18 protein-coding genes and 1 pseudogene are annotated in these 20,975 nt (G+C 72.4%); 7 read left to right on the top strand and 12 right to left on the bottom strand.

The genetic code is table 11. The features are described from left to right. Positions 1 to 4: 4 nt before the first annotated feature. Both VNM44_RS04205 and VNM44_RS04200 read right to left on the bottom strand, forming a co-directional pair. Entirely contained in the window at positions 5 to 967 is a 963-nt protein-coding gene (locus VNM44_RS04205; RefSeq protein WP_325622957.1) for a lysophospholipid acyltransferase family protein, read from the bottom strand. Then, entirely contained in the window at positions 964 to 1,728 is a 765-nt protein-coding gene (locus VNM44_RS04200) for a hypothetical protein (protein ID WP_325622955.1), read from the bottom strand. The genes VNM44_RS04205 and VNM44_RS04200 overlap by 4 nt, the downstream gene beginning before the upstream one ends. Before the next feature lie 72 nt (positions 1,729 to 1,800). Here VNM44_RS04200 and VNM44_RS04195 point away from each other — a divergent pair, with 72 nt between their 5' ends. Beyond that, positions 1,801 to 3,186 (top strand): glycosyltransferase family 39 protein, encoded by a 1,386-nt coding sequence (locus VNM44_RS04195; protein WP_325622953.1) that lies wholly within the window; start codon positions 1,801 to 1,803, stop codon positions 3,184 to 3,186. Here VNM44_RS04195 and nth read toward each other — a convergent pair. The 5 genes from nth to VNM44_RS04170 all read right to left on the bottom strand — a co-directional run bounded on the left by nth (position 3,176) and on the right by VNM44_RS04170 (position 11,225). Continuing rightward, entirely contained in the window at positions 3,176 to 3,883 is a 708-nt protein-coding gene (nth, locus tag VNM44_RS04190) for an endonuclease III (protein WP_325622951.1), read from the bottom strand. The two genes, VNM44_RS04195 and nth, sit on opposite strands and share 11 nt — an antisense overlap. Beyond that, positions 3,873 to 4,601: a metallophosphoesterase family protein gene (locus tag VNM44_RS04185; RefSeq protein ID WP_325622949.1), complete on the bottom strand. Its 729-nt coding sequence runs from the start codon at positions 4,599 to 4,601 to the stop codon at positions 3,873 to 3,875. The genes nth and VNM44_RS04185 overlap by 11 nt, the downstream gene beginning before the upstream one ends. Before the next feature lie 10 nt (positions 4,602 to 4,611). Next, positions 4,612 to 7,989 (bottom strand): UvrD-helicase domain-containing protein, encoded by a 3,378-nt coding sequence (locus VNM44_RS04180; protein ID WP_325622947.1) that lies wholly within the window; start codon positions 7,987 to 7,989, stop codon positions 4,612 to 4,614. Then, complete coding sequence (locus VNM44_RS04175) at positions 7,986 to 10,868, bottom strand: PD-(D/E)XK nuclease family protein (protein WP_325622945.1); 2,883 nt, start codon at positions 10,866 to 10,868, stop codon at positions 7,986 to 7,988. The genes VNM44_RS04180 and VNM44_RS04175 overlap by 4 nt, the downstream gene beginning before the upstream one ends. A gap of 123 nt (positions 10,869 to 10,991) precedes the next feature. Next, positions 10,992 to 11,225 (bottom strand): hypothetical protein, encoded by a 234-nt coding sequence (locus tag VNM44_RS04170; RefSeq protein WP_325622943.1) that lies wholly within the window; start codon positions 11,223 to 11,225, stop codon positions 10,992 to 10,994. Between the two features lie 99 nt (positions 11,226 to 11,324). On the opposite strand from VNM44_RS04170, the gene VNM44_RS04165 reads away from it, so the two are divergent. Then, positions 11,325 to 12,404, top strand: coding sequence for an isocitrate/isopropylmalate family dehydrogenase (locus VNM44_RS04165; RefSeq protein WP_325622941.1), 1,080 nt, complete (start codon positions 11,325 to 11,327; stop codon positions 12,402 to 12,404). A 4-nt stretch (positions 12,405 to 12,408) separates the two neighbouring features. On the opposite strand, the gene VNM44_RS04160 is transcribed toward VNM44_RS04165, so the two are convergent. Further along, the gene (locus VNM44_RS04160) at positions 12,409 to 12,960 is read right to left on the bottom strand and encodes an HD-GYP domain-containing protein (protein WP_325622939.1); all 552 of its coding nucleotides are present in this window, start codon (positions 12,958 to 12,960) and stop codon (positions 12,409 to 12,411) included. 86 nt (positions 12,961 to 13,046) lie between these two features. Between VNM44_RS04160 and VNM44_RS04155 the strand changes: the two genes are divergently transcribed. From VNM44_RS04155 to VNM44_RS04135, 5 genes are read left to right on the top strand one after another with little or no spacing between them, the layout of a single operon-like run. Then, a complete protein-coding gene (locus VNM44_RS04155; protein WP_325622937.1) occupies positions 13,047 to 14,147 on the top strand; it encodes a Re/Si-specific NAD(P)(+) transhydrogenase subunit alpha in 1,101 nt (366 codons plus the stop codon). After that, positions 14,144 to 14,455, top strand: coding sequence for an NAD(P) transhydrogenase subunit alpha (locus VNM44_RS04150; protein ID WP_325622935.1), 312 nt, complete (start codon positions 14,144 to 14,146; stop codon positions 14,453 to 14,455). Before VNM44_RS04155 ends, VNM44_RS04150 begins: the two co-directional genes overlap by 4 nt. Then, positions 14,455 to 15,843: an NAD(P)(+) transhydrogenase (Re/Si-specific) subunit beta gene (locus VNM44_RS04145; protein ID WP_414652954.1), complete on the top strand. Its 1,389-nt coding sequence runs from the start codon at positions 14,455 to 14,457 to the stop codon at positions 15,841 to 15,843. Before VNM44_RS04150 ends, VNM44_RS04145 begins: the two co-directional genes overlap by 1 nt. Positions 15,844 to 15,882: 39 nt before the next feature. Beyond that, positions 15,883 to 16,530: a pyridoxamine 5'-phosphate oxidase family protein gene (locus tag VNM44_RS04140; RefSeq protein WP_325622931.1), complete on the top strand. Its 648-nt coding sequence runs from the start codon at positions 15,883 to 15,885 to the stop codon at positions 16,528 to 16,530. A 6-nt stretch (positions 16,531 to 16,536) separates the two neighbouring features. Continuing rightward, positions 16,537 to 17,475 carry an ornithine cyclodeaminase family protein gene (locus VNM44_RS04135; protein WP_325622929.1) on the top strand — a complete coding sequence of 313 codons (939 nt, stop codon included), beginning with the start codon at positions 16,537 to 16,539 and terminating at the stop codon, positions 17,473 to 17,475. Positions 17,476 to 17,498: 23 nt separating this feature from the next. On the opposite strand, the gene VNM44_RS04130 is transcribed toward VNM44_RS04135, so the two are convergent. The 4 genes and pseudogenes from VNM44_RS04130 to VNM44_RS04115 form a co-directional block, all read right to left on the bottom strand. After that, positions 17,499 to 18,551 carry a M48 family metallopeptidase gene (locus VNM44_RS04130; RefSeq protein WP_325622927.1) on the bottom strand — a complete coding sequence of 351 codons (1,053 nt, stop codon included), beginning with the start codon at positions 18,549 to 18,551 and terminating at the stop codon, positions 17,499 to 17,501. Between the two features lie 206 nt (positions 18,552 to 18,757). Further along, the gene (locus VNM44_RS04125; RefSeq protein ID WP_325622925.1) at positions 18,758 to 19,891 is read right to left on the bottom strand and encodes an FAD-dependent oxidoreductase; all 1,134 of its coding nucleotides are present in this window, start codon (positions 19,889 to 19,891) and stop codon (positions 18,758 to 18,760) included. After that, positions 19,888 to 20,751, bottom strand: coding sequence for a DNA-processing protein DprA (dprA, locus tag VNM44_RS04120; RefSeq protein ID WP_325622923.1), 864 nt, complete (start codon positions 20,749 to 20,751; stop codon positions 19,888 to 19,890). The genes VNM44_RS04125 and dprA overlap by 4 nt, the downstream gene beginning before the upstream one ends. Then, positions 20,748 to 20,975, bottom strand: a pseudogene (locus tag VNM44_RS04115) (ATP-dependent protease); the annotation flags it as partial. The gene dprA and the pseudogene VNM44_RS04115, both read right to left, overlap by 4 nt.

The raw sequence follows: 20,975 nt of genomic DNA, 5'->3' as shown, positions 1-20,975 counted from the left end.
GACTCTACGCCGGCCGCCACGTCATCGGGTAGACGGCCGCCCAGTGCTCGGGGTGCGCACGGAGCTGCGCGGTCCACCGATCCGCGAGCGCCTGGAGCAGCGCCCGCTCGCCGTCGGGGCCGCTGTCCCGATCGGGCGGGGAGAGCGGCAGCTCCGCCTCGACCCGCCAGCGCCGCGGTCCCAGCGGGAGTACCGTGAAGGGAACGATCGGCGTCCCGCAGAGACGCGCAAGCGCGGCGGGCCCTGCAGGGAGCTCCGCGACGGCATCGAGGAGGCGCACGGGATACGTTCGCATCGGGCCCTTCGCGTAGTCGCCGAGGACGAGCACAGCCTCGCCTGATCGCAGCAGCGATGCCGCCCGCGCGGCCGGTTCCGTGTCGTAGAGGAGCCCGAGGCCCGCGCGGGCGCGGAGCCCTGCGACCGCCCACGCCAGCCAGTCGTCGGTCACGATCGCCGTCGTAGGGACGGGAACGAGCGCGCGCGGCAGCGCCGTCGCCACCTCCCAGCCGCCGACGTGGGCCGAGACGAGCAGCACGCCGTTGCCCCGGTCGAGCGCGGACAGCACGTGCTCTCGTCCCGCGACCTCGGTTGTCTCGAGCAGCTCGTGGGGCCTGGCGAGCGCCCAGAGGAGGTCGGCCGAACGTCCCGCCTCGTTCACGACCTCGCGACGCACGAGTGCCCGCACGTCGTCGTGCTCGGCCGGGAGACCGAGCGCATGCGAGAGGTTCTGGGCGAGCATGCGCCGCTTCCGCGGCCGGAGCGCCCACTCCACCGTGCCGCCGCCGACCGCCATCCCGTGGGCCAGTCGTGCGGGAAGTCTCGAACCACCCGCGCTCGCAACGGTGATCGCGCCCCGGAGAACGCGCGCAGCGAGCGGGCCTCGGGCGAACGGCGCCTGGGGGCGAGGCTTGCCGTCCGGCGCGAGGCGGAGCGCCGCGAGGCGCGCCCCGACGCGTCGCGCCTTCACCTCTTCGGCTCGAGCGAGGTCAGCTGCAGCGACACGCGCTCCTGGTAGTGGACGTCGCCGATGATCGAGCCGTTGGTGGTCTGGCTCACCATGGTGATCCGAACCGGCAGCCCGGTGGGCCGGGCGAGCCAGAAGTCGTACGTCGCGCTGCCGGTCGTGCCGCCGGAGAACGACGTCGTCGTCCGGACGTGAACCGCCGGCACGGAAGTGCCGCCGATGTCGAGGGTCTCCCGCCCGACGACCACTCCCGGCCCGCCTTCGCGCGCCTCACCCGTCGTACACGAGACCGTGAAGGTCGTTCCGGGTGGGTCGCCGGCGGGGCGGAAGGGCGTGTTCCTGCAGGTGTACGTCGTCTTCTCGGTCACGCCGTAGAACCGGTGGCGCTCGTCCCTGCTCCGCTCGATCCAGTCGCCGGCGCCGACGCAGGCGGTCCACGTCGTCGAGCGTCCCTCGAGGACGTCCCAGCGGAGGCCGACGCCGCACGGCGCCCCGGTGACGGTGATGGTGGACGTCGCCGGGTACTCGTGCGTCGTCCCGCGTAACGCATCCGTCTGCTCGGAGCCCGTCGTCGCGTACACGTAGACACCGGGCGGAATCGACGATGCCCCGCCGGGGCCTTCGTCGCGGTATGCAGCAACCGCGTCGCTGACGCTCGCGGGCGTCGACACGTCGCGAAGCAGGAACCACCATGCCCCGAGGAGCCCAACGGCAGCGAGCCCGGCCACCGCCGCCATGCCGCCGACGAGCCACCTCCGGGACATTCCGAGCGGAGCCTATCGTCCCACCGAGCCCGCCCGGGCTCCCGCCGACGGCGCCGCTACCCTCGATTCCGGGTGAGCGCTCCGGCCCACACGCCGTCCTCCGCCGTACCGCATGTTGCCCTGGAGGCGCGCATCCTGGCCGTCGGCGACCGCGTGCTGCCCTATCTCGGTCCCGGCCTGGCGCTCGTGCTCGGCGCGGTCGCGCTCGGACGGCGCTCGCTCGACGTCGGCGAGGCCGCGGCGGTCGCCGCCGCACAGGGCTCGTTCTCGGACGTGGTCGAGCGCGCGTTGTCCGACGACCCGGCCCGCGCCGGGTATCTGGCTCTTCTCCAGCCGGTCGTTGCGTGGAACGACGCCGAGCACTGGGTCCGCCTCCCGTCGGTCCTCGCAGCGGTCGTCGCGGCGATCGCCGTCTACCGCCTCGGCCGCCGCCTGGCCGGACGGCACGCGGGGGCCGCCGCATCCATCATCCTCGCGACGTCGCTGGGCGTCGTCCTCCTGTCGCGCGCGGTGGGGCCGCTCGCGCTCGCGCTCGCCACGATGCTGGTCTCGAGCGCGCTCTTCGCGCGCGCGGTCGAGCGCGGGAACCCGGTGTGGTGGGCGGTCTACGCGGTCAGCGCGGCGCTGCTGCCCCTGACGCATCCGATCGCAGCCGCGGCGCTCGGAGCGCAGGTCCTGGCGCTCGTCGCGGCACGACGAGAGGTGAACCTGCGACTTGCGGTGCCGGCAGTCGCGGTGGCGACCGTCGAATGCGCCTTCTTCCTCGCCGCTGCCGCGATCGACCGCGCAGATGCGGCCGACGGCGCCGGCTCCCTCGAGCTCGGCGACGTGGGTGCCGGGATCGGACGGGCGGTCGGGTGGAGCCCGGTCGTGGCCGCACTCGCGGTCTGGGGGGCCCTCGTGCTGTTCCGGCGCGCGGAGCACGGCCAGGGCCTCTGGAAGCCGGTGCTCGTCACGGGGCTCGCGGTCGTGCCGCTCCTGGCCGTGTTGCTCGCGGGGCTCGGTCTTCCCGTCTACCCGCGGAGCGCCCTCACGGTCGCCGCGGGAGGCGCCTGCCTGGCGGCGGGAGTGGGCCTCGTCTCGATCCGGGACCGCGCCCTGCGGCTCGTGACACTCGCCGCGCTCGCCGTCGTGGCCGTCGCCGCGCTCGCGACCGCTGCAACGGACGCGCCGCAAGAAGACTGGCGTGCCGCAGCCCGAATCGCCCGCGAGAAGACGACTGCGCGAGACACCGTCGTCGTGCTGCCCGCGCGCGCACAGGCAGCGTTCGCGTACTACGCGCCGGGGATCCGGACGAGTCTCGTCGGCCGCGGAGCAGGCGTGACGGTCGTGGTCGCCGGCGATCCGGTGACGGCGGCCGCGGCGGCGCGACAGGTCGTCGCGCCGCCGCGGTACGCCCTCCTCTCGGCGGAGCCTGCGGGCTCCCGGCTCGTCGTCCAGCGCTGGATCAGGCCGTAGGCAAGCGCTTTCGCGGCCTGCCCTGGAAGGGCCTCGCCGCCGGGCACAGGTCCACCAGGACGCACTCCTCGCACAGGGGGCGTCGCGCGAGGCAGACACGGCGTCCGTGCCAGATGAGGAGGTGCGGGAAGCGGGCCCAGTCGGCGCGCGGCACGACGCGCTGCAGGTCGCGCTCGATCTTCACCGGATCGTCGTTCCGCGTCAGCCCGAGGCGCTGCGAGAGGCGGCGGACGTGGGTGTCGACCACGATGCCCTGTGCGTGGCCGAGCTCCGCCGCGACGACGTTCGCGGTCTTCCGCGCGACGCCCGGGAGGCGCAGGAGCTCGTCGAGGCGCCGCGGCACCTTCCCGTCGAAGTCCTCCAGCAGGACGCGCATCGCGCCGCGGATCGACTTCGCCTTCTGACGGTAGAAGCCGGTCGCGTATACGTCCTGCTCGAGCTCCTCGACGGGCGCCGCGAGGTAGTCCTCCGGACGGCGGTACTTGCGGAACAACTTCTCGGTCACCCGATTGACGTTCACGTCGGTCGTCTGGGCGGAGAGCATCACGGAGATCAGGAGCTCGACGTCGTTGCGGAACTGCAGGGCGATGGTCGCGTCCGCGTGCTCTTCTGCCAGCCGCCGGATGATGGGACCGATGCGCTCGAGCCGCGTGCCGAGCCCGCGGCGACGGGCCTCCCCGACGTAGCTACGCGCCACGCCGGCTCTCGAAGTCGGCCGTCGCCTCCTCCGCCGTCACCTCTCCGCGGAAGACGGCGCCGTACCAGTCGTCGAGCAGCGGAAAGCCCGTCTCCGAGAGTACGGCGAACGCGGCCTCGGCGTCGTAGGGCGTCGAGACGAGCGTGACGGCACCGTCGTCCAGGATTGCCCAGCGTGCGTCGGGCGTCCCCTCGTACGGCATCCCGACGCTGCCGGCGTTGACGATGCGCGTCGCGCCGACGCACCGGTCGTACTGCACGTGCGTGTGGCCGCACACGACCACGTCGGCCGAAGCGGAGGCGAGCGCGGCCGCCACGTCGGCCTCGGGCGTCACGGACGTGAGGATCTCGTTGTCCGACCGCGGCGTCGCGTGACAGAAGACCACACCGCTCAGCCCGGGCAGGTCGAGCTCGACGGTCGCGGGCCAGGTCGCGACCCGCGCCAGCCGCTCGGGCCCGAGCCGCGCCGCCGCCCAGGCGCCGACCTCGGCGAGGGCGCCGTCGTCGGGCGGCGTGACCGTCTCGCGGTCACCGTTGCCGCGGAGGAACCGCGCCCGCCCGTCCGACTCGAGCCGGTCGAGGCAGGCCTCCGGCAGCGGGCCGGCGACGAGGTCGCCGCCGCAGACGATCGTCTCGGCCGCCCGGCAGCGCGGGTCGGCGAGGACGGCGTCGAGAGCCGGCAGGTTTCCGTGCACGTCGTAGAGTGCGGCGACTCGCATCGCCGTGACGCTACCCGGCCGCCGTCAACTCCTGGGCCGGGGCGCCGTCGGGCGCGCCTCCGAGCCGCGGGCCGGCGCAGACGCGGTCGAGCGCCGGACAGCCGGAGCACGCGAACGGGCTCGGCGTGGGTCGGAAGTCGCCTTCGCGGATCCGCGTGATCGCTGTCCCGACCTCGTGCTGGAGGCCGTCGACATCGCCGAGCCCGAAGGACGCAGAGACCACGGCCTCCGGCGCCTCGAGGAACTGGTAGACGACCTCCACCTCCTCGGCCCCGGCGCGGAAGCAGGCGAGCGCGTAGACGATCTGCTGGAGCCGGTACTCGGCCTCGATGATCTCGGAGGGCTCGCGGCCGTCGAGCGCGTTCGTCTTGTAGTCGAGGACGAGTGCGCGCGAACCAGAGCGTGCGAGGACGTCGAGCCTTCCGTTGAGCAGCATCTCGTCGAGCTCGAAGACGAACGGCCGCTCGACGCGGACGTCGTCGAGCGCGGCCACGCGGCGCGCGAGGGACGACTCGCAGTACGCGCGTACGTGGCGGGCCACGTGCTCGACCTCGGCGTCGGTCACCGTCGGATACCAGCTCCTGACGAGCTCGTCGAGGTCGTCGGGGACCGCCGGGCGCGCCAGGTCGACGCGCTCGAGGAGGCGGTGAACGGCATCGCCGACCTCGGTCGGATGGAGGCCGCCCGTCGCGGTGTCCCCGTCGCGCGCCCAGTCGACCGGCCGCATGCCGGCCACGCGCTCCGCGTAGTACCGGTAGGAGCAGCGCTCGAACAGCGACAGGGCGCTGAAGGAGAGCCGCCTGACGCCGTGGAGCGGCGGCTCCGGCACCGCCGTCAGCTCCCGCAGCCTCGGTGCCCGCCGCGGCAAGCTCTCCCCCGAGCCCTCGAACAGCGCGAGCTGCCCGTTCTCCGCCGCGAGCACGGGCTCGGGCTCCGGGGCCGGCGCCGACGCCTCCTGCCCGCGATCGATGCGGAGAAGCACGGTCGCGTCGCCGCGCTCGACCTCGACCGGCTCGTCGTCTCGACGGCCGCGTGCCTCGTCCTCGAGCCCGAGCCTGTCGAGCACCCAGCCGATCGGCGTCTCCTCACTCTCCTCGCCGCCGGAGCCGATCGAGCCCGAGACGAGGAGTCGTTCCATCGCCCGGGTCATCGCGACGTAGTAGAGACGCAGCCGCTCCGCCCGCTCGGCGTGCTCGCGACGCTCCTTGACGTCCTGGTACGAGGCGGTGCTGACGCGCGTCCCGGTCGCCGGATGGGCGACCTTGAAGCCGAACCGGCCGTCGGAGAGCGCCAGGATGTCCGACACCGGTGGGCGGCTCCGGCCCGCGTCGGCGACGACGACGACCTTGAACTCGAGCCCCTTCGCGGCATGGATCGTGAGCAGCCTGACGGCGTCCGCCCCCTCCTCCTCCGAGACGGCATCGGACTCCTTCGCGCCCACCGCCTCCTGCCCTTCGACGAAGCGGACGAAGCCTTCGAGGTCGTTGCCGCGGAGCTCCTCGTACGATCGCGCCAGCCGGGCGAGCTTGCGCAGGTTCGCGTAGCGGCGGCGCCCGTCCTGGCGGGCGAGAACGGCGAGGTCGTAGTCGTGCTCTGCCAACACACGCTCGCACAGGAGCTCGAGCGGGGCATGGGCGGCCAGCTCGAGCAGCCGGTCGTAGCGCTGCCGGAACGCCATCAAGAGCCGGCGGTCGGCCTCGGCGAGATCGCCGGGCAGCGAGCGCTCCAGCCCGCGGAAGATCGGCTGGCGCTGCGCCTCGGCCCTGATCAGCACGAGGGCGTCGTTCGACACACCCACGAACGGGGACGCGAGCACCGTGAGCAACGCCTCGTCGTCGTAGCGGTTCTGGAGGAGCCGCAGGTACGCAAGCAGGTCGGCGACCTGCTGCTGCCCGAAGTAGTTGCGTCCGGCGGCACGGTACGTCGGCAGACCGACGGCGCGCAGCTCCTCTTCGAACCACTCCGCGTCGGTCCCCGCCGCGAAGAGCAGCACGATCTCGCCCGGCGCAGCATCTCCTGCATCCACCAGCTCACGCACGCGTCGCGCGACGTGGCGTGCCTCCGAGCGGCGCCAGTGGATGCCTGCGTCGCCCGCCGCAGCCTTGTCGGTGACGAGTAGCTCGAAGGCGTTGCGCAGCGGCGAGGAGCTGCCCTCCGCGGGCTCGAGCCGGCGGAACTCGTCTCCGAACTCTGCGCCGAAGAGCTCGTTCACCGCCGCGAGCACCTCGGGACGCGAGCGGTGGTTTCGCGTCAGCGGCAGCACGGTCGGCGCTGCCGCCCGCCGCTCGCGGAACACCGCCACGTCGGCGTGCCGGAAGCCGTAGATCGACTGGAACTCGTCCCCGACCACGAACAGGTCGCTTTCCCCTCCGTCGCAGAGGAGGTCGAGCAGCTCGGTCTGCAGCCGGTTCGTGTCCTGGAACTCGTCGACCATGATCGCCGCGAAGCGCTGCCGCTCGCGCTCGCGGATCACCGGGTCGTCGCGGAGCAGGTCGCGCGCCTCGAGCTGGAGGTCCTCGAAGTCGAGCGCCGACTCTCGGCGCTTGGCCTCCGCGTACGTTGCGGCGAACGTCGTCAGGAGCTCCTGGAGCAAGGCCCGGTCGCGCGCCGCAAGATCCTCGAGCGCCGCCGCGACAGCGGCGTCGCGCGCTTCCGCGAACGCTGCCGCGCGTGGGCCCCGCGTCTTCGTCTCGGACAGCGCGAGGAGCCGTTCGGGAAGCACCGTCGACTCGACGAGCTCGAGCGCCGCCGCCGCGGCGCCACGCTGCGCGTCGGTCGCGCCTCCGTCCGCGAGAAGGCAGCGAGCGGCGTCGCGCAGGTCGTCGAGGCGTTCCGAGATCGGCGCGCGCGCACCCGGCTCGAGCACGAGCTCGCGCCCCGCGGAGCGGAGAGTCGCGTACACCTCGACGAGCATGTGGCGCAGGCCGACCGCCCCGTAGGTCGCGAGCAGCTGCCAGCGATCGGGCTCGTCCACCGCGCAGAACCGCTCGAGAGCTGTCGTGAAGGCCTCTGCCTGGAGCACGAGCGCCTGGGGCTCGTCGAGTACGCGGAAAGCGGGATCGACCCCGGCGGCCAGCGGATAGGCGCCGAGCAGGCGGCGGCAGAAGCCGTGGATCGTGGAGACCCACGCGCTGTCGAGCTCGAGGGCGAGGTCCGCCCGGCCGAGCTCCAGCAGGCGCGACCTGATCCTTGCGCGCAGCTCTCCTGCGGCGCGCTCGGTGTAGGTGATGACGAGCATCGAGTCGACGTCGATGCCGTCTTCGACGACTGCGCGAACGAACCGCTCGACGAGCACCGCCGTCTTGCCCGTCCCGGCGCCCGCCGCGACGAAGACGTCGCCGGTCGCCTCGATCGCCGCGCGCTGCTGATCGTTCGCCCGCGCGCTCACGGTCGGTCCTTCCGGCACATCCGCCAGAGGTCGCACCACGGCGGACAGTCGCCGCCCTGCGGGTCGTGGCGGATGTCGCCACCGCGGATCCGCTCGACGAGCCCGACCGCCGTCTTGCGCGCGCCGTCGATCGCGTCGTCGAACTCGGCGTCGTCGAGGTAGTCGCGGGAGCTGAAGCCGGGCACCGCGTCGTCACCCGCCCGGAGGAGACCGCGCGGACGGCGTCCGCCGCCGACCGGGACGTAGACGCCGCCCATCGGCTCGAGGCCGAGGTTCTGACGCAGGACGAGCATGTAGAGCGGCAGCTGCAGGAGGTCGCGGTCCCGGATCTGGCTCGCCGAGGAGGCCGCACCCGACTTGTAGTCGACGACGATGCCGCGCGCTCCCATCGGATCGCCGTCGACGCGGTCGATCTTGCCGCTGACGACGACGCCCGGCTCGAGCTCGAACGACCGGAACGACACCTCCAGGTGCCTCGGCACCAACGGTGACTTCGAGGTCGCCTCGTCCCGGACGAGTTGCTCGAGGTCTCGCTGCAGGCCCTGCTCGAGCTCCCGGCGGTCGAGGTCGCCGGCGTCGATGCGCAGCCCCGTCTCGACGGCGTCTGCGACGCATTCCCGCATCAGCACGACAGCCTGCTCGACGTTGTCCGCGCTGACGCGATCGGCGCCAGGCACGGCGCTCGGAAGCTGCTGGTAAAAGCGCTGGAGCGCCGCGTGGAGAATCGATCCGCGCAGCATGCGGTCGATCTGCTTGTCGATCGTCGCGGGGCGCAGATACCTCTCGACGAACCACGCGGACGAGCACGAGGCCATCCGCTCGAGCTCGGAGACCGAGTACGACTCGCGGCCGAGCAGCCGCAGCGCCCGCTCGTGTGTCACGCCCGTCGGCCGGGCGAACGCCGACATCGCGCGCGAAAGACGCCGGTCCCAGCCGTTCTCGCGGGCGAGCGCGGCTGCCTCCCCAGGCTCGCGCGCGGCCACGACGGCGAGCGCGCGGAGCCGCGCGCGCTCGGTGGGCGCAGCCTCGAGCTCCGGCACGACCACCGAGAGCGGGCGGCGATACGTGGCGTGCCGGACGTCGTTTTCGTCGAAGAGCTCGCGCACGGCCTCCCAGAACGGGCTGGGCTCGCGCGGCGAGCCCTCGTCGCCGACCGCCTGCCGCACGAGTACGAGCCGCCGCCGCGGTCTCGAGCACACCGTCGCGAAGAGGTACCGGTCTCGGCTCGCCGCATCGGGCCGGACGAGTCGGGCGCCACGCCGGTCGTCGAGCGCCCGGCGCGCGTCGTCGTCGACGAACGGCTCGATGCGCGGACGCCGGGGTAGCGATCCCTGCTCGAGGCCCACGACGAAGACGGCGTCGAAGCGCCGCGTCCGCGCGCGGAGAAGGTCGAGCACGGAGACCTTGCCGGGGAGGCCGGCGCCGTCGCCGCGAACCGTGGCGCGTTCGAGCGCGGAGAGCAGCTCACCGCGTGTCGGCTCGCGCCCGCTCGCACCGAGCGCCTGGAGCTCGTCGAGCGTCCCGGTCACCGCGTCGTGTGACCGCAGGTCCGATTGCGCCCGCGGGCCGACCGGCGGTGCCGTCGTCCCGTGGGCGTTCCGGAGCATCGTCGCTGCAAGCCGCCGAACGGCTTCGGTGGGCTCGTCGTCCGCGTGCAGCGCGTCGAGCGGCGGCAGCGAGCGACCGTCGCGGAGCTGCACCACGACCTCGACGACGCGCTCGCCGCCGAGGATGCCCCGCCCGCGCAGCCTGCCCTCGACCCAGTCCACGTCCTTGCGCTGCAACCCGGAGTACGGCGAGCGGAGGTGCGCGAAGAGCTCGGGGCGCTCGCCATCGAGCCACGCGAAGCGGAGCAGTGAGAGCAGCGCATGGCCGAAGGGCGTCGACCGGAGCGCTGCGCGGCCCTCGAACGCGACCGGGACGCCCAGCGCGGCGAACGCCGTCGCGAGCGGCAGCCGCACGCCGTCGACGGACGGGCAGACGACACCGATCGCTTCCGGCGGCGTCCCGCTTCGGACGAGCGCCAGCACCTCTTCCGCGACGAGTTCGAACGTGCCCCGGGTGCCCGCGCCCTCCAGCCAGCGGATCGAGCCGGCGAGCGGAGCCCGCCGCGGCGCGTCGGTGAAGAGGCCGCGTTCGAGGTGGGCGAGGTCGGACGGCAGGAACTCTCCCGCTCGAGGCGGCAGCTCGGTGACCGCGTCGCCGGCGATCGCCGCCAGGTCGGCAACGGTTCGCCGCAGCGAGGCGTACGCGGCGCGACCGGGCTCGTAGGGGATCGAGACGTGCACCTCCGCGCGGGCCGAAAGCGCCTCGAGCAGGCGCCACTCGGCCCCGGTGAGGTCCTCGAACCCGTGCGCGAAGACCGGGCTGCCTTCCCAGGCGGCGAGCTCGCCGGTCAGCCTCTCGACGGCCCGGCGTCTCAGCCGGCCGCGATCCCAGACCCCGAGCCGGTCGAGCTCCTCCCGGTACGCAGCGGCGATCGTCGCGAGGGGCGGCGGCAGCTCCTCCGGCGCGAGCAGCGCCCCGTCGAGCTCAGCGAGCGAGCGACCGACCGCGTCGGCGAACCCCGGAAACCGCGCACCGTCGACGTCAGCGGCGTCGCAGACCCGCTTGACGACCAGAGCGCGGGCGGCGTCTCCGAGGCCGGGCTTTCCCTGCCCGTCTCCGTGAGCGAGCGCCTCGAACAGCGTGTCGAACGTCCCGATCGTGCCCGCGAGGAGCCCACCGTGCCGCGCCACGAGCTCGCGCTCGACGCGTTCGACGTCCGCGCGGTTCGGGACGATCAGCCAGGGATCGCGGTCGGCGGACGCGAAGAAGCCGTCGAGCAGCCGCCCGATCTTGCCGGCGTGTGCCGGACCGACGACGAGGGAGAGCCCCACCGGCGCATGGTAGTCGGGCGCTTCTGTGGATCCGGCTTACGCGCGAGCAGCCGGAAGGACCTTTTCACGCACGGAGCGCAGAACGGTCGGGCGGGGCTCCGGCACGGCCGGAGCCCCGGATTCTCAGGCCAGCGACTTCGGCTTTCGCCCGCGGCGGGCGACAGCCGCGCCGGGCATTCCGCCTGCACATGGATCGCAGAGATCCGCAGCCTTTGCGCCCCGCCGGGCGTCGTTGAACGTGACGCGCATGACCGCGCCTTTTCCCTCCTCGACTTCCGAGCCGCACTTGTCACAGACGAGCACCGTCTTTCGAGCCACATTTCCTCCAATCGGGGAAATCACCGTGGCGATTTCCATCGGATCGACGCCATCGAGTTAGCGAGCAGTATACGACCGGGATTCGTTTGACTTCCAGTCGGACTTCCCGGGCGGCACCCCGTCTAGACTTCCGCCTCGATGAACGCGAGAACCATTGTGGTGCTGGAGGGGGACCAGACGGGTCAGGAGCTCCTCGAGGCGGCCGTCCGGGTTCTCCAACCGGACGTCCTGGGGCTCGAGCTCGAGCTGCCGCGCTTCGATCTCTCGCTCGAGCATCGTCGCGAGACCGGGAATCAGGTCGTCCACGAGGCTGCGCACTCGATTGCGTCTCACGGGCTCGGGCTCAAAGCGGCGACCATCACACCCGAGGGCCGCGGCGACGTCGGCTCGCCGAACCGGATCCTGCGCGAGGACATCGGCGGCAAGGTGATCGTCCGCACCGGCAGGCGGATCCCGGGCGTGCTGCCCGTCGGCGGGGTCCATTCCCCGATCTCCGTCGTCCGGATGGCCGTCGGCGATGCGTACGGCGCGAAGGAATGGCGGGAGGGCGACGGCGACCACGAGGTCGCATTTCGCACCGAGCGGATCGAGCGCAGCGTCTGCCGGGCGGTTGCGGAGTTCGCCTTCCGTCAAGCGGAGCGAATGGGCGCGAAGGTATTCGGCGGCCCGAAATACACCGTGAGCCCCGTCTACGAGGGAATGCTCAAGGAGGAGATGGACGCCGCAGCCCAACGCCACGTGGACGTTCCGTACGAGCCGCAACTGATCGACGCGACGTTCGCGCTCCTCATCTCGTCGAGTGGCGCCCCGATGGTGATTCCGGCGCTGAACCGCGACGGCGACATCCTGTCCGATCTCGTGCTTCCGCTCTTCGGGTCGATCGCCGGCTCCGAGTCGCTGCTCGTCGCGTTCTCCGACGAAGGCGTCGACCGGCCGACGGCGCTGATGGCCGAGGCCGCGCACGGCACGGCCCCGGCGCTCCAGGGAAAGGACGTCGCGAACCCGATGGCGATGATCCTCGCGGCGGCCGCCCTCCTCGCCCACACCGAGGACGAGCAATGCCAGGAGGCGGGGCGCGCGATCCGCGAGGCGACGCTCGAGGCGGTCGCCGAGGGCATCCGCACCGCAGACCTCGGCGGGCACCACGGGACGACGTCGTTCACCGACGAGGTCATCCGCCGCACGCGCACGAAGCTCGAGGTCTGGGCGTCGCTGTAGAGGCTCAGGCGGCGGCCGCCGCCTCGCCCCACACGAGCTCGCCCGCACCGAGGGCGACGAGGAACGTCTCGGCGATCTCCGGGTCGAACTGCGTGCCTGCGCACCGGTCGATCTCGTCCGCGGCGGCCTCCGGCTCGAGCGAACGCCGGTAGGGCCGCCCCGCCGTCATGGCGTCGAAGGCGTCGGCGACGGCGAGCACGCGGCCCTCGACGGGGATGGCCGTCCCCGAGCGGCGCGTCGGATACCCGCGGCCGTCCCACCGCTCGTGGTGGAAGAGGACGTATGGCAGTGCGGGCTGGAGCGACGGCACGCCGGCGATCAGCCAGAGGCCCTCGACGGGATGGGCACGGATCTCTGCGAGCTCGCCCTCGTCGAGGCTGCCGGGCTTCGCGAGCACCTCCGGGCGCACGTTCACCTTGCCGACGTCGTGCAGGGCGGCTCCGAGCCGGAGCGCCTCGAGCTGCGGATCGTCCCAGCCGAGCCGCACCGCAACCGCCTCCGCGTTCGCCGCCACACGCGCCGCGTGGGCGCCGAGCGCAGGGTCGCAGACGTCCATCGCGGTCGCATAAGCGGCGAGTCGGGCCACGGGATGTCTGGTTCCCGCCGCGCCGCCGGAACCCTTCCCGTAGATTTCCTGCGCCGATGCGAGTCTCCGTGCCCCGCGAGTCCGCGCCCGGCGAGCAGCGGGTCGCTCTGACACCCGAAGCCGCGGCCAAGCTGCAGTCGGGCGGCTTCGACGTCGTCGTCGAGCGAGGCGCGGGCGTCCTCGCCGGGTTCCCGGACGAGCAGTACGACGATCGCAGTGTCGAGCTCGCGGACCACGACCAGCTGCTCGCCGACGCCGAGGCCGTGCTGCGCGTTCGCAAGCCAGCACCGGAAGAGCTGACGGCACTCCGTCGCGGCACGGTGCTGATCGGCTTCCTCGAGCCCCTGACGGACGCCGCCGGCGTCGCGAGCCTGCGCAGCCAGGGCGTGATCGCGTTCGCGATGGAGTCGATCCCCCGGATCACGCGCGCGCAGTCGATGGACGCGCTCTCCTCGCAGGCGACGATCGCGGGCTACAAGGCCGTGATCCTCGCCGCAGATCGAAGCCCGAAGCTCTTCCCGATGCTGATGACGGCAGCAGGCACGGTCGCGCCGGCACGAGCGCTCGTGCTCGGCGCCGGGGTCGCGGGCCTGCAGGCGATTGCGACGGCCCGCCGGCTCGGGGCGGTGGTCTCGGCGTTCGACGTCCGGCCGGCGGTCGCGGAGCAGGTCGAGTCGCTCGGGGCGACGTTTCTGGACCTCGGTGTGCGCGGCGAGGAGACCGAGGGCGGCTATGCCCAGGAGCTCACCGAGGAGCAGCAGGCCGAGCAGCAGCGCGCGCTCGAGGAACGCCTCCCCAGCTTCGACGTGGTGGTCACGACCGCCGCGGTCCCCGGCCGGCCCGCGCCGACGCTCATTCCAGCCGAGGCCGTCGACGCGATGCGCCCCGGGTCGGTGATCGTCGACCTGGCCGCCGAGAGCGGCGGCAACTGCGAGCTGACGGAGCCGGGCCGCGAGATCACGCGCGCGGGCGTCACCATCGTCGGCCTCACGAACGTGCCGTCGCTGATGGCCGCCGACGCGAGCCGGCTCTACGCGCGCAACGTGACGACGCTTCTCGAGCACCTTGCGCCCGGCGGCACGCTGGCGCTCGACTTCGACGACGAGATCACCGCCGGCGCATGCGTCACCGGCGCGCCCGAGGAGGGGGCGACATGACGGACATCGGGCTGGTGACAGAGCTGACCGTGCTCGTCCTCGCGATCTTCCTCGGCTTCGAGGTCATCTCGAAGGTTCCGACGATGCTCCACACCCCGCTCATGTCCGGGACGAACTTCATCCACGGGATCGTCGTGGTCGGGGCGATCGTCGTGCTCGGCTTCGCGGACGACGCTTTCACGAAGACGGTCGGGTTCGTCGCGATGGTGCTCGCCTCCGCGAACGTCGTCGGCGGATGGTTCGTCACCGACCGCATGCTCGAGATGTTCAAGCGGCGGCCCGACGAGAAGCGGGAGCCGAAGCAGTGATCTCCGACCCGGACGTGGTCGGGATCCTCTATCTCGTCTCGATCATCTGCTTCATCCTCGCGCTGCGCTTCCTCTCCTCTCCCAAGCACGCGCGGCGCGGGAACTGGGTCGGCGGCGTCGGCATGGTCATCGCGATCGCGACGACGCTCGCCCTCGACGGGATCTCGAACTGGCTGCTGATCATCGTCGGCGGCGCGATCGGCTCGATCGTGGGCGTCGTCGGCGCGCGCACGGTGAAGATGACCGCGATGCCGCAGATGGTGGCCCTGTTCAACGGGGTCGGCGGCGGTGCGGCCGCGCTCGTTGCGCTCGCGGAGTTCCACGTCGCCGAGGGCGGCGACCTCGGTTCGGAGGAGATCGTCTCGATCGTGCTCTCGGCACTGATCGGGTCGATCTCGTTCTCCGGCTCGATGATCGCGTTCGGGAAGCTCCAGGAGCTGATCTCCGGACGGCCGATCGTGTTCGTCGGCCAGAACATCGTCAACGTGGCGATCCTCGCCGGCGCAGCCGCCCTCGGCATCGCGCTGATCGCGGGCTGGGACGAGCAGTGGGCGCTGATCGGGCTGATCGGCCTCGCGCTGCTCTTCGGCGTGATGTTCGTGCTGCCGATCGGCGGGGCCGACATGCCCGTCGTCATCTCCCTCCTCAACGCGTTCACGGGCATTGCCGCGTCGGCGACGGGCTTCGTCCTCAACTCGACGCTCCTGATCGTTGCGGGAATGCTGGTCGGCGCCTCCGGCACCCTCCTCACGCTGCTCATGGCGAAGGCGATGAACCGCTCGATCGCGAACGTCCTCTTCGGCGCCTTCGGACAGGTGCAGGCCGGAACGGGCGCGGCTCGCGTCGACGACGGGCGTACCGTGCGCGCGACGACGGCGGACGACGTCGCCGTGCAGCTCTCGTTCGCACGCAAGGTGATCATCGTCCCCGGCTACGGGCTCGCCGTCGCGCAGGCGCAGCACGACGTGCGTCAGCTCGCCGAGCTGCTGGAGGAGAAGGGGATCGACGTGGCGTACGCGATCCACCCCGTCGCGGGCCGCATGCCGGGTCACATGAACGTCCTGCTCGCCGAGGCCAACGTGCCGTACGACCAGCTCAAGGAGATGGACGAGATCAACCCCGAGTTCCCGCAGACCGACGTGGTGCTCGTGATCGGGGCGAACGACGTCGTCAACCCTGCTGCCCGGAGCGATCCCGCGAGCCCGATCTACGGTATGCCGATCCTCGACGTGGACAAGGCGGCGAGCATCGTCGTCATGAAGCGCTCCATGGCACCGGGCTTCGCGGGCATCGACAACGAGCTCTTCCTCGACCCGAAGACGACGATGCTGTTCGGCAACGCGAAAGACTCGATCGTGAAGCTGATCGCCGCGGTCAAGGCGCTGTGACGCCCGATCAGGTGATCCAGCGTCGGAGGAGACTGTGCGATGGGTGAGACGAGAGCCATGGAAGCGACGCTGACGACGATCCGCGACGAGGAAGAGCTGCGACGGCTCCTGGGCGAGCCGAGCGACCTCGTGCGCGCCAAGGTCGGAGACCGGTTGAACGAGCTCACGCGCCAGTTCGTCGACCGCTCGCCGTTCGTCCTCCTCGCCACCTCGGCGCCCGACGGAACGTGCGACGTCAGCCCCCGGGGCGACCCTCCCGGGTTCGTCAGGGTGCTCGACGAGCAGACGCTGCTCCTCCCCGAGCGACCCGGCAACCGCCTCGCCGACTCGCTCCGCAACATCCTCGCGAACCCACGGGTCGGCCTCCTCTTCGTCGTCCCGGGCGTCGGCGACACGCTGCGGGTGAACGGGCGCGCGACACTCGTCACCGACGACGAGCTCCTCGCCCCCTCCGCGGTGGACGGGAAGGTGCCGAAGCTCGGGATCCTGGTCGACGCCGACGAGGTGTTCACGCACTGCTCCAAGGCGTTCCTCCGCTCGCAGCTCTGGGATCCCGGGCGGTACGTCGAGCGGAGCGAGCTCCCGTCATCGGGGGAGATCCACCGCCGCCGCGACCCGTCGTTCGACGCGGAGTCCTACGACGCCGAGCGGGCGAAGCGGTACGCGCGGCGCGAGGGCTTCTACTAAGCCCGCATGTCGGTCCCGGTCTTCTCGCGCGACGCCGTGCTGGAGGCCGTCTCGCCGCAGGACGCCTACGCTGCCGTGCGGAACGCGTTCATCGCGCACCACCGCGGCGAATGGGTCATGCAGCCCAAGATCTACGTCACGAACTACCCGGCCGGGGACTTCCGAGCGATGCCGGCGATCGGGGGCGGCCACGCGCTCCTCAAGTGGGTCACGTCGTTTCCCGGCAACCCTGCGCTCGGCTTGCCGACGGTAACCGGGCTCGTCGTGCTCTCGAACTCCGAGACGGGTCAACTCGAGGCGGTGCTGGACGCGGCGTCGGTGACGGCGCTCCGAACGGCCGCGGCGGCGGTCCTCGCAGCGGACACGCTGGGTGTCGAGAACGGGCCGTCCGTCGCGGTCGTCGGCTGCGGCGTGAACGGCGCGGAGACCGTAAGGATGCTCGTGGCGCACGGCCGCACCCCCGTCGTCTGGGACGCCGACGAGGCGCGGCGACGGTTCGTCGCCGACCAGTTCGGCGCCGAGGTCGCGGGCTCGCTCGACGAGGCGCTCGCGCGCGACGCCGTCGTCACGGTCACTCCGGGACGCGACGTGCTCTTCTCCGAGGGCTCCCTCCGCCCCGGTCAGCACGTCTCCCTGATGGGCGCCGACGGGCCGGGGAAGGCCGAGATCGCCACGCGGGAGCTCGGCCGCGCGCGCCTCTTCTGCGACGACTGGGAGCAGGCGAGCCATGGCGGCGAGCTCGCGGCGGGCGTTGCCGCGGGGCTACTGGCGCGCGACGACGTGACCGAGCTGGGTGCGGTGCTCGCCGGCGCCGCCGAAGGGCGCGCGGACGGCGAGGACGTCACGCTCTTCGACTCGACGGGACTCGCGATCCAGGACCTCGCGATCGCCCGGGCAGCGCTCCTCCGGTCGGTCGAGATGGACCTCCCCCGCCTCGAGCTCTAGCGAACCGCGCCGCGGCCGTCGCGTCAGCGGGCGTACAAGAGATCGCGATAGGCGTCGACGATGTGACGCTCGACGCCGGCATGGAGCGGCGCGAGCTCGCGGTCGATCGCCGCTGCGTCCTCGGCCGAGAGCGTCACCGCAGCCGGCAACTCGGCGCGGGCCTCGAGCACCGCCATGCGCTTGGCGACCGGAGGATGGAACGCGTCCAGGCTCGATCGCTCGAGCTGCGCGACGCGACGCCGCCGCAGGCGTTCCCGTTCAGGGACGGCACGGACGTCATCCGCGAGTGTGTCGATGAGACCCGACGGATCGCCGTACTGGGCGAGACGCACGACATGCGTGTGCAGCACGCCTTCCAGGAGAATGGCTTCGAGCAGACGTGAGGCGCCCTCCGTACCGGCAACACGCGCGGCCAGGGCATCGGCGAGGTACTCGGCGCGATGCGAGTCGTGGGCCGTGAGCCACCCGTGCACGAGCAGCACCCCGTACACGGGACGGGAGACGAGCCAGAAGACCAGGTTGAAGATGCCGTCGAATACACCCTCCGCGTACGGATCCGGGGCAAGGATCGCGTAGAGCTCGGCGAGCGCTCTCCAAGCCGAGCCGACCAGCAGGCCCCGCCTCGCGTCGCCGTTCCGTCCGTGCGCGAGCTCGTGGGCCACGAGCGCGACGCGCTCCTGCGGCCCCAGCACACGAAACAGCGGGAGCCCGAGCGTCAAGACGCGCACGCGGCGGAGCCCGGTGACCGACCAGGACGCGTTCCACTGGGCATCGACCAGCACCACCCCGGCCGCTCGCGTCCCGAGTGCGGCCGAGACGTCGTCGACCAGGCCATGGAGGGCAGGCGCGTCATCTCGTGACAGGGGCACGCCCTGGGGAGCGCGGCCGAGACGCGGGCGCATCAGGACCCCGACACCGAGGAAGAGCGCCCCGAGGACGACGAAGGCGATGTTCGGCCTTGTCACGCCGAGCCCGAGCAGCACGACGCCCAGGAGGCCGAAGAAGAGTGCAAGCGCGAGCGTCAGCACGGCGAGGGCATACGCCGCGGCCTTCGCGCGCGTGAGTCGCGGCCTCAAGTCTGTGTCGGCGGAGAACTCAGCAGCGAGACCGGCGCCCAGCCGCGAGGCGAGACGCCTGTCGACGACGTCGAGCTTCGACTGCCGAGATGGCTCCTCCGGAGGGCCGGCCAGGTTCCAGCCGCACGTGTCGCACCAGGCCGGGTAGGGGCCGGACGCAGGGATGGTCGCGCCGCATTGCGGGCACGGCCCGGCCACTCCCGCGCTCACGCTCGTTCACCAAGCAGGCGCGCCGGCTCGAAGAGGTCGAGCAACGGGTCGCGGTCGCCGAGGATCGCGCGGGCGAGGAGGCGGCCGCACGCGAAGCCCAGCACGTTTCCATGGCCCGAGTAGCCGGCCGCGACCCACGTCCGCGGCGAGCCAGGGACGGGCCCGACGACCGGCAGAAAGTCCAGGACGAGCCCGAAGATCCCCGCCCAGCGGTAGTCGACGCGCAGCTCGCGTCCCACGAGGTCGTTCACGAATGAGGAGAGAGCGCCCTGCACATCGTCGGTCACCGCCTCCTCGGCCGTGAACTCGCGGTCGAGCGAGACATCACGGAAGCCTCCCGCGACGATTCGTCCGTCCTCCGTCTGATGCCAGTAGTCGAAGCCGTGGCGGCCGTAGTGGGGTGTCTCGAAGAGGCGGTCCGAGAGGGTCTCCGTGGCGATGACCTGACCACGGGTTGGGACGATCAGACCCTCGAGCTCGCCGAGGAGGCCGCTCGGGTAGCCGTCCGTGGCGACGACGACGACGTCCGCGTCGAGCTCGCCCGGATCGGCGATCCGGTGTCCCGTGAGGAACATCGCCCCCGCGTCGGACGCGCGGCCGGCAAGGCGCCGCACGAGGCGGACAGGCTGCAGGGCGCCGTCGGTCGGGTGGTAGATCGCTGCCGTGAAGCGGCCGGAGAGCGGCCCACCCGGAGCGTCGACCCAGTCGGCTGCGAGGCCGTCCGCATGCAGCGCCTCGAGCTCGTCGCGCAGGTCCTCGCGCTCCTCCCCGTCCGCCGCAAGGCGCAGGCTCCCGAGCGGCCGAAACGCGTCACGGCCGAGCTCCGCCATCGCGCGCAGCTCGCTCTCCGTCCACTGCCAGAGGGCCAGCGCGCGCTCACGACCGACGGATGCGACGACCTCGTCGTACGGGGCGGCCGTCCCACGGAGAGCAAAGCCGCCGTTCCTTCCACTCGCACCCTCGCCGATCCCGCGCTCGTCGACGACACGGACGCTCACGCCGGCGTTCGCAAGAGCGAGCGCGCACGCACAGCCCGTTATTCCCGCGCCGACGATGCCCACCTCGACATGGCCCACGCCGTTCCCCGCCGGAGGCGACGGCCCCGCGTCGGCGAGCCAGTACGGCGTCATCGCGCGATCGTACTGCGCACCATCCCTTCGTCGACCACGACGGCGCCCGCCAGCTCGAGGAGCGCGAGAGCCGCCGCGAGCTCCGAGGCCCCGAGGCCCGTGGAGCGGCTCAACTCGTCCGCCGTCCCGGCACCCGTGGCGAGCGCGACGAGCACCTGCTCCGCCGCAGGGTCGTTCGGCACGCTCGGCACGACCCGCTGCTGCTCGAGCCCGAGCGACTCGAGCACGTCGGCGGCGCACGTCGCCGGCGTCGCACCGAGCCGCAGGAGTGCGTTCGTCCCGTTCGACAGGGACGACGTGATCTCGCCGGGGACTGCGAGGACCTCCCGACCGTCCTCGAGGGCGAAGTCGGCGGTGATCAGCGCGCCGGAGCGTTCCCGCGCCTCGACGACGACCGTGGCGCGTGCGAGCCCCGCAATGATCCGGTTGCGCGCCGGAAACCTCCACGGGGCGGGCTCGATCCCTGGCTCGTACTCCGAGACGACGAGACCGCCCGCGGACACGATCGCCCGGGAGAGCTCGGCGTGGGCCGCGGGGTAGTCGCGATCGATCCCGCACCCGAGCACCGCGATGGTGATCCCGCCTGCGGCCAGGGCGCCTCGATGCGCCTCCCCGTCGATCCCCCGCGCCATGCCGCTCACGACCACCGCGCCTGCGGTCCCGCATTCGGTCGCGATCGAGCGGGCGACCGTGCGCCCGTAGCCCGAGCAGGCTCGCGCGCCGACGATCGCGACCGCCGGGCGCTCGAGCACGTCGAGCGACGCCTCGCCGCGAACCCAGAGCCGCCCGGGCGGGTCGGGGATCTCGGCGAGCAAGCGTGGATACCCGCGTTCGCCGCGTCTGACGGAGCGGCACGTCACCGCTCACCGAGCCCCGTCGGCGAGCGGTACGACAGTGCCTCGGCGACGTGCTCGGGAAGGACCTCGGCGGAGCCTGCGAGCGCGGCGACGGTGCGCGCCACGCGGGCGACGCGAGCGCGCCCGCGTCCCGTGAGCGGCAGCCGGTCGACCGCACGGTCGAGCAGCTCTGACGCAGCCGTGACGCGCCTCGGCGGCGCTGCGCGCAGACGGCCCGCGCCCTCGAC

This window comes from Gaiella sp. (assembly GCF_035558935.1).
Classification (GTDB): domain Bacteria; phylum Actinomycetota; class Thermoleophilia; order Gaiellales; family Gaiellaceae; genus Gaiella.
The sequence above is the reverse complement of the archived record's forward strand: the minus strand, read 5'-3'. Positions and strand labels throughout refer to the sequence as shown.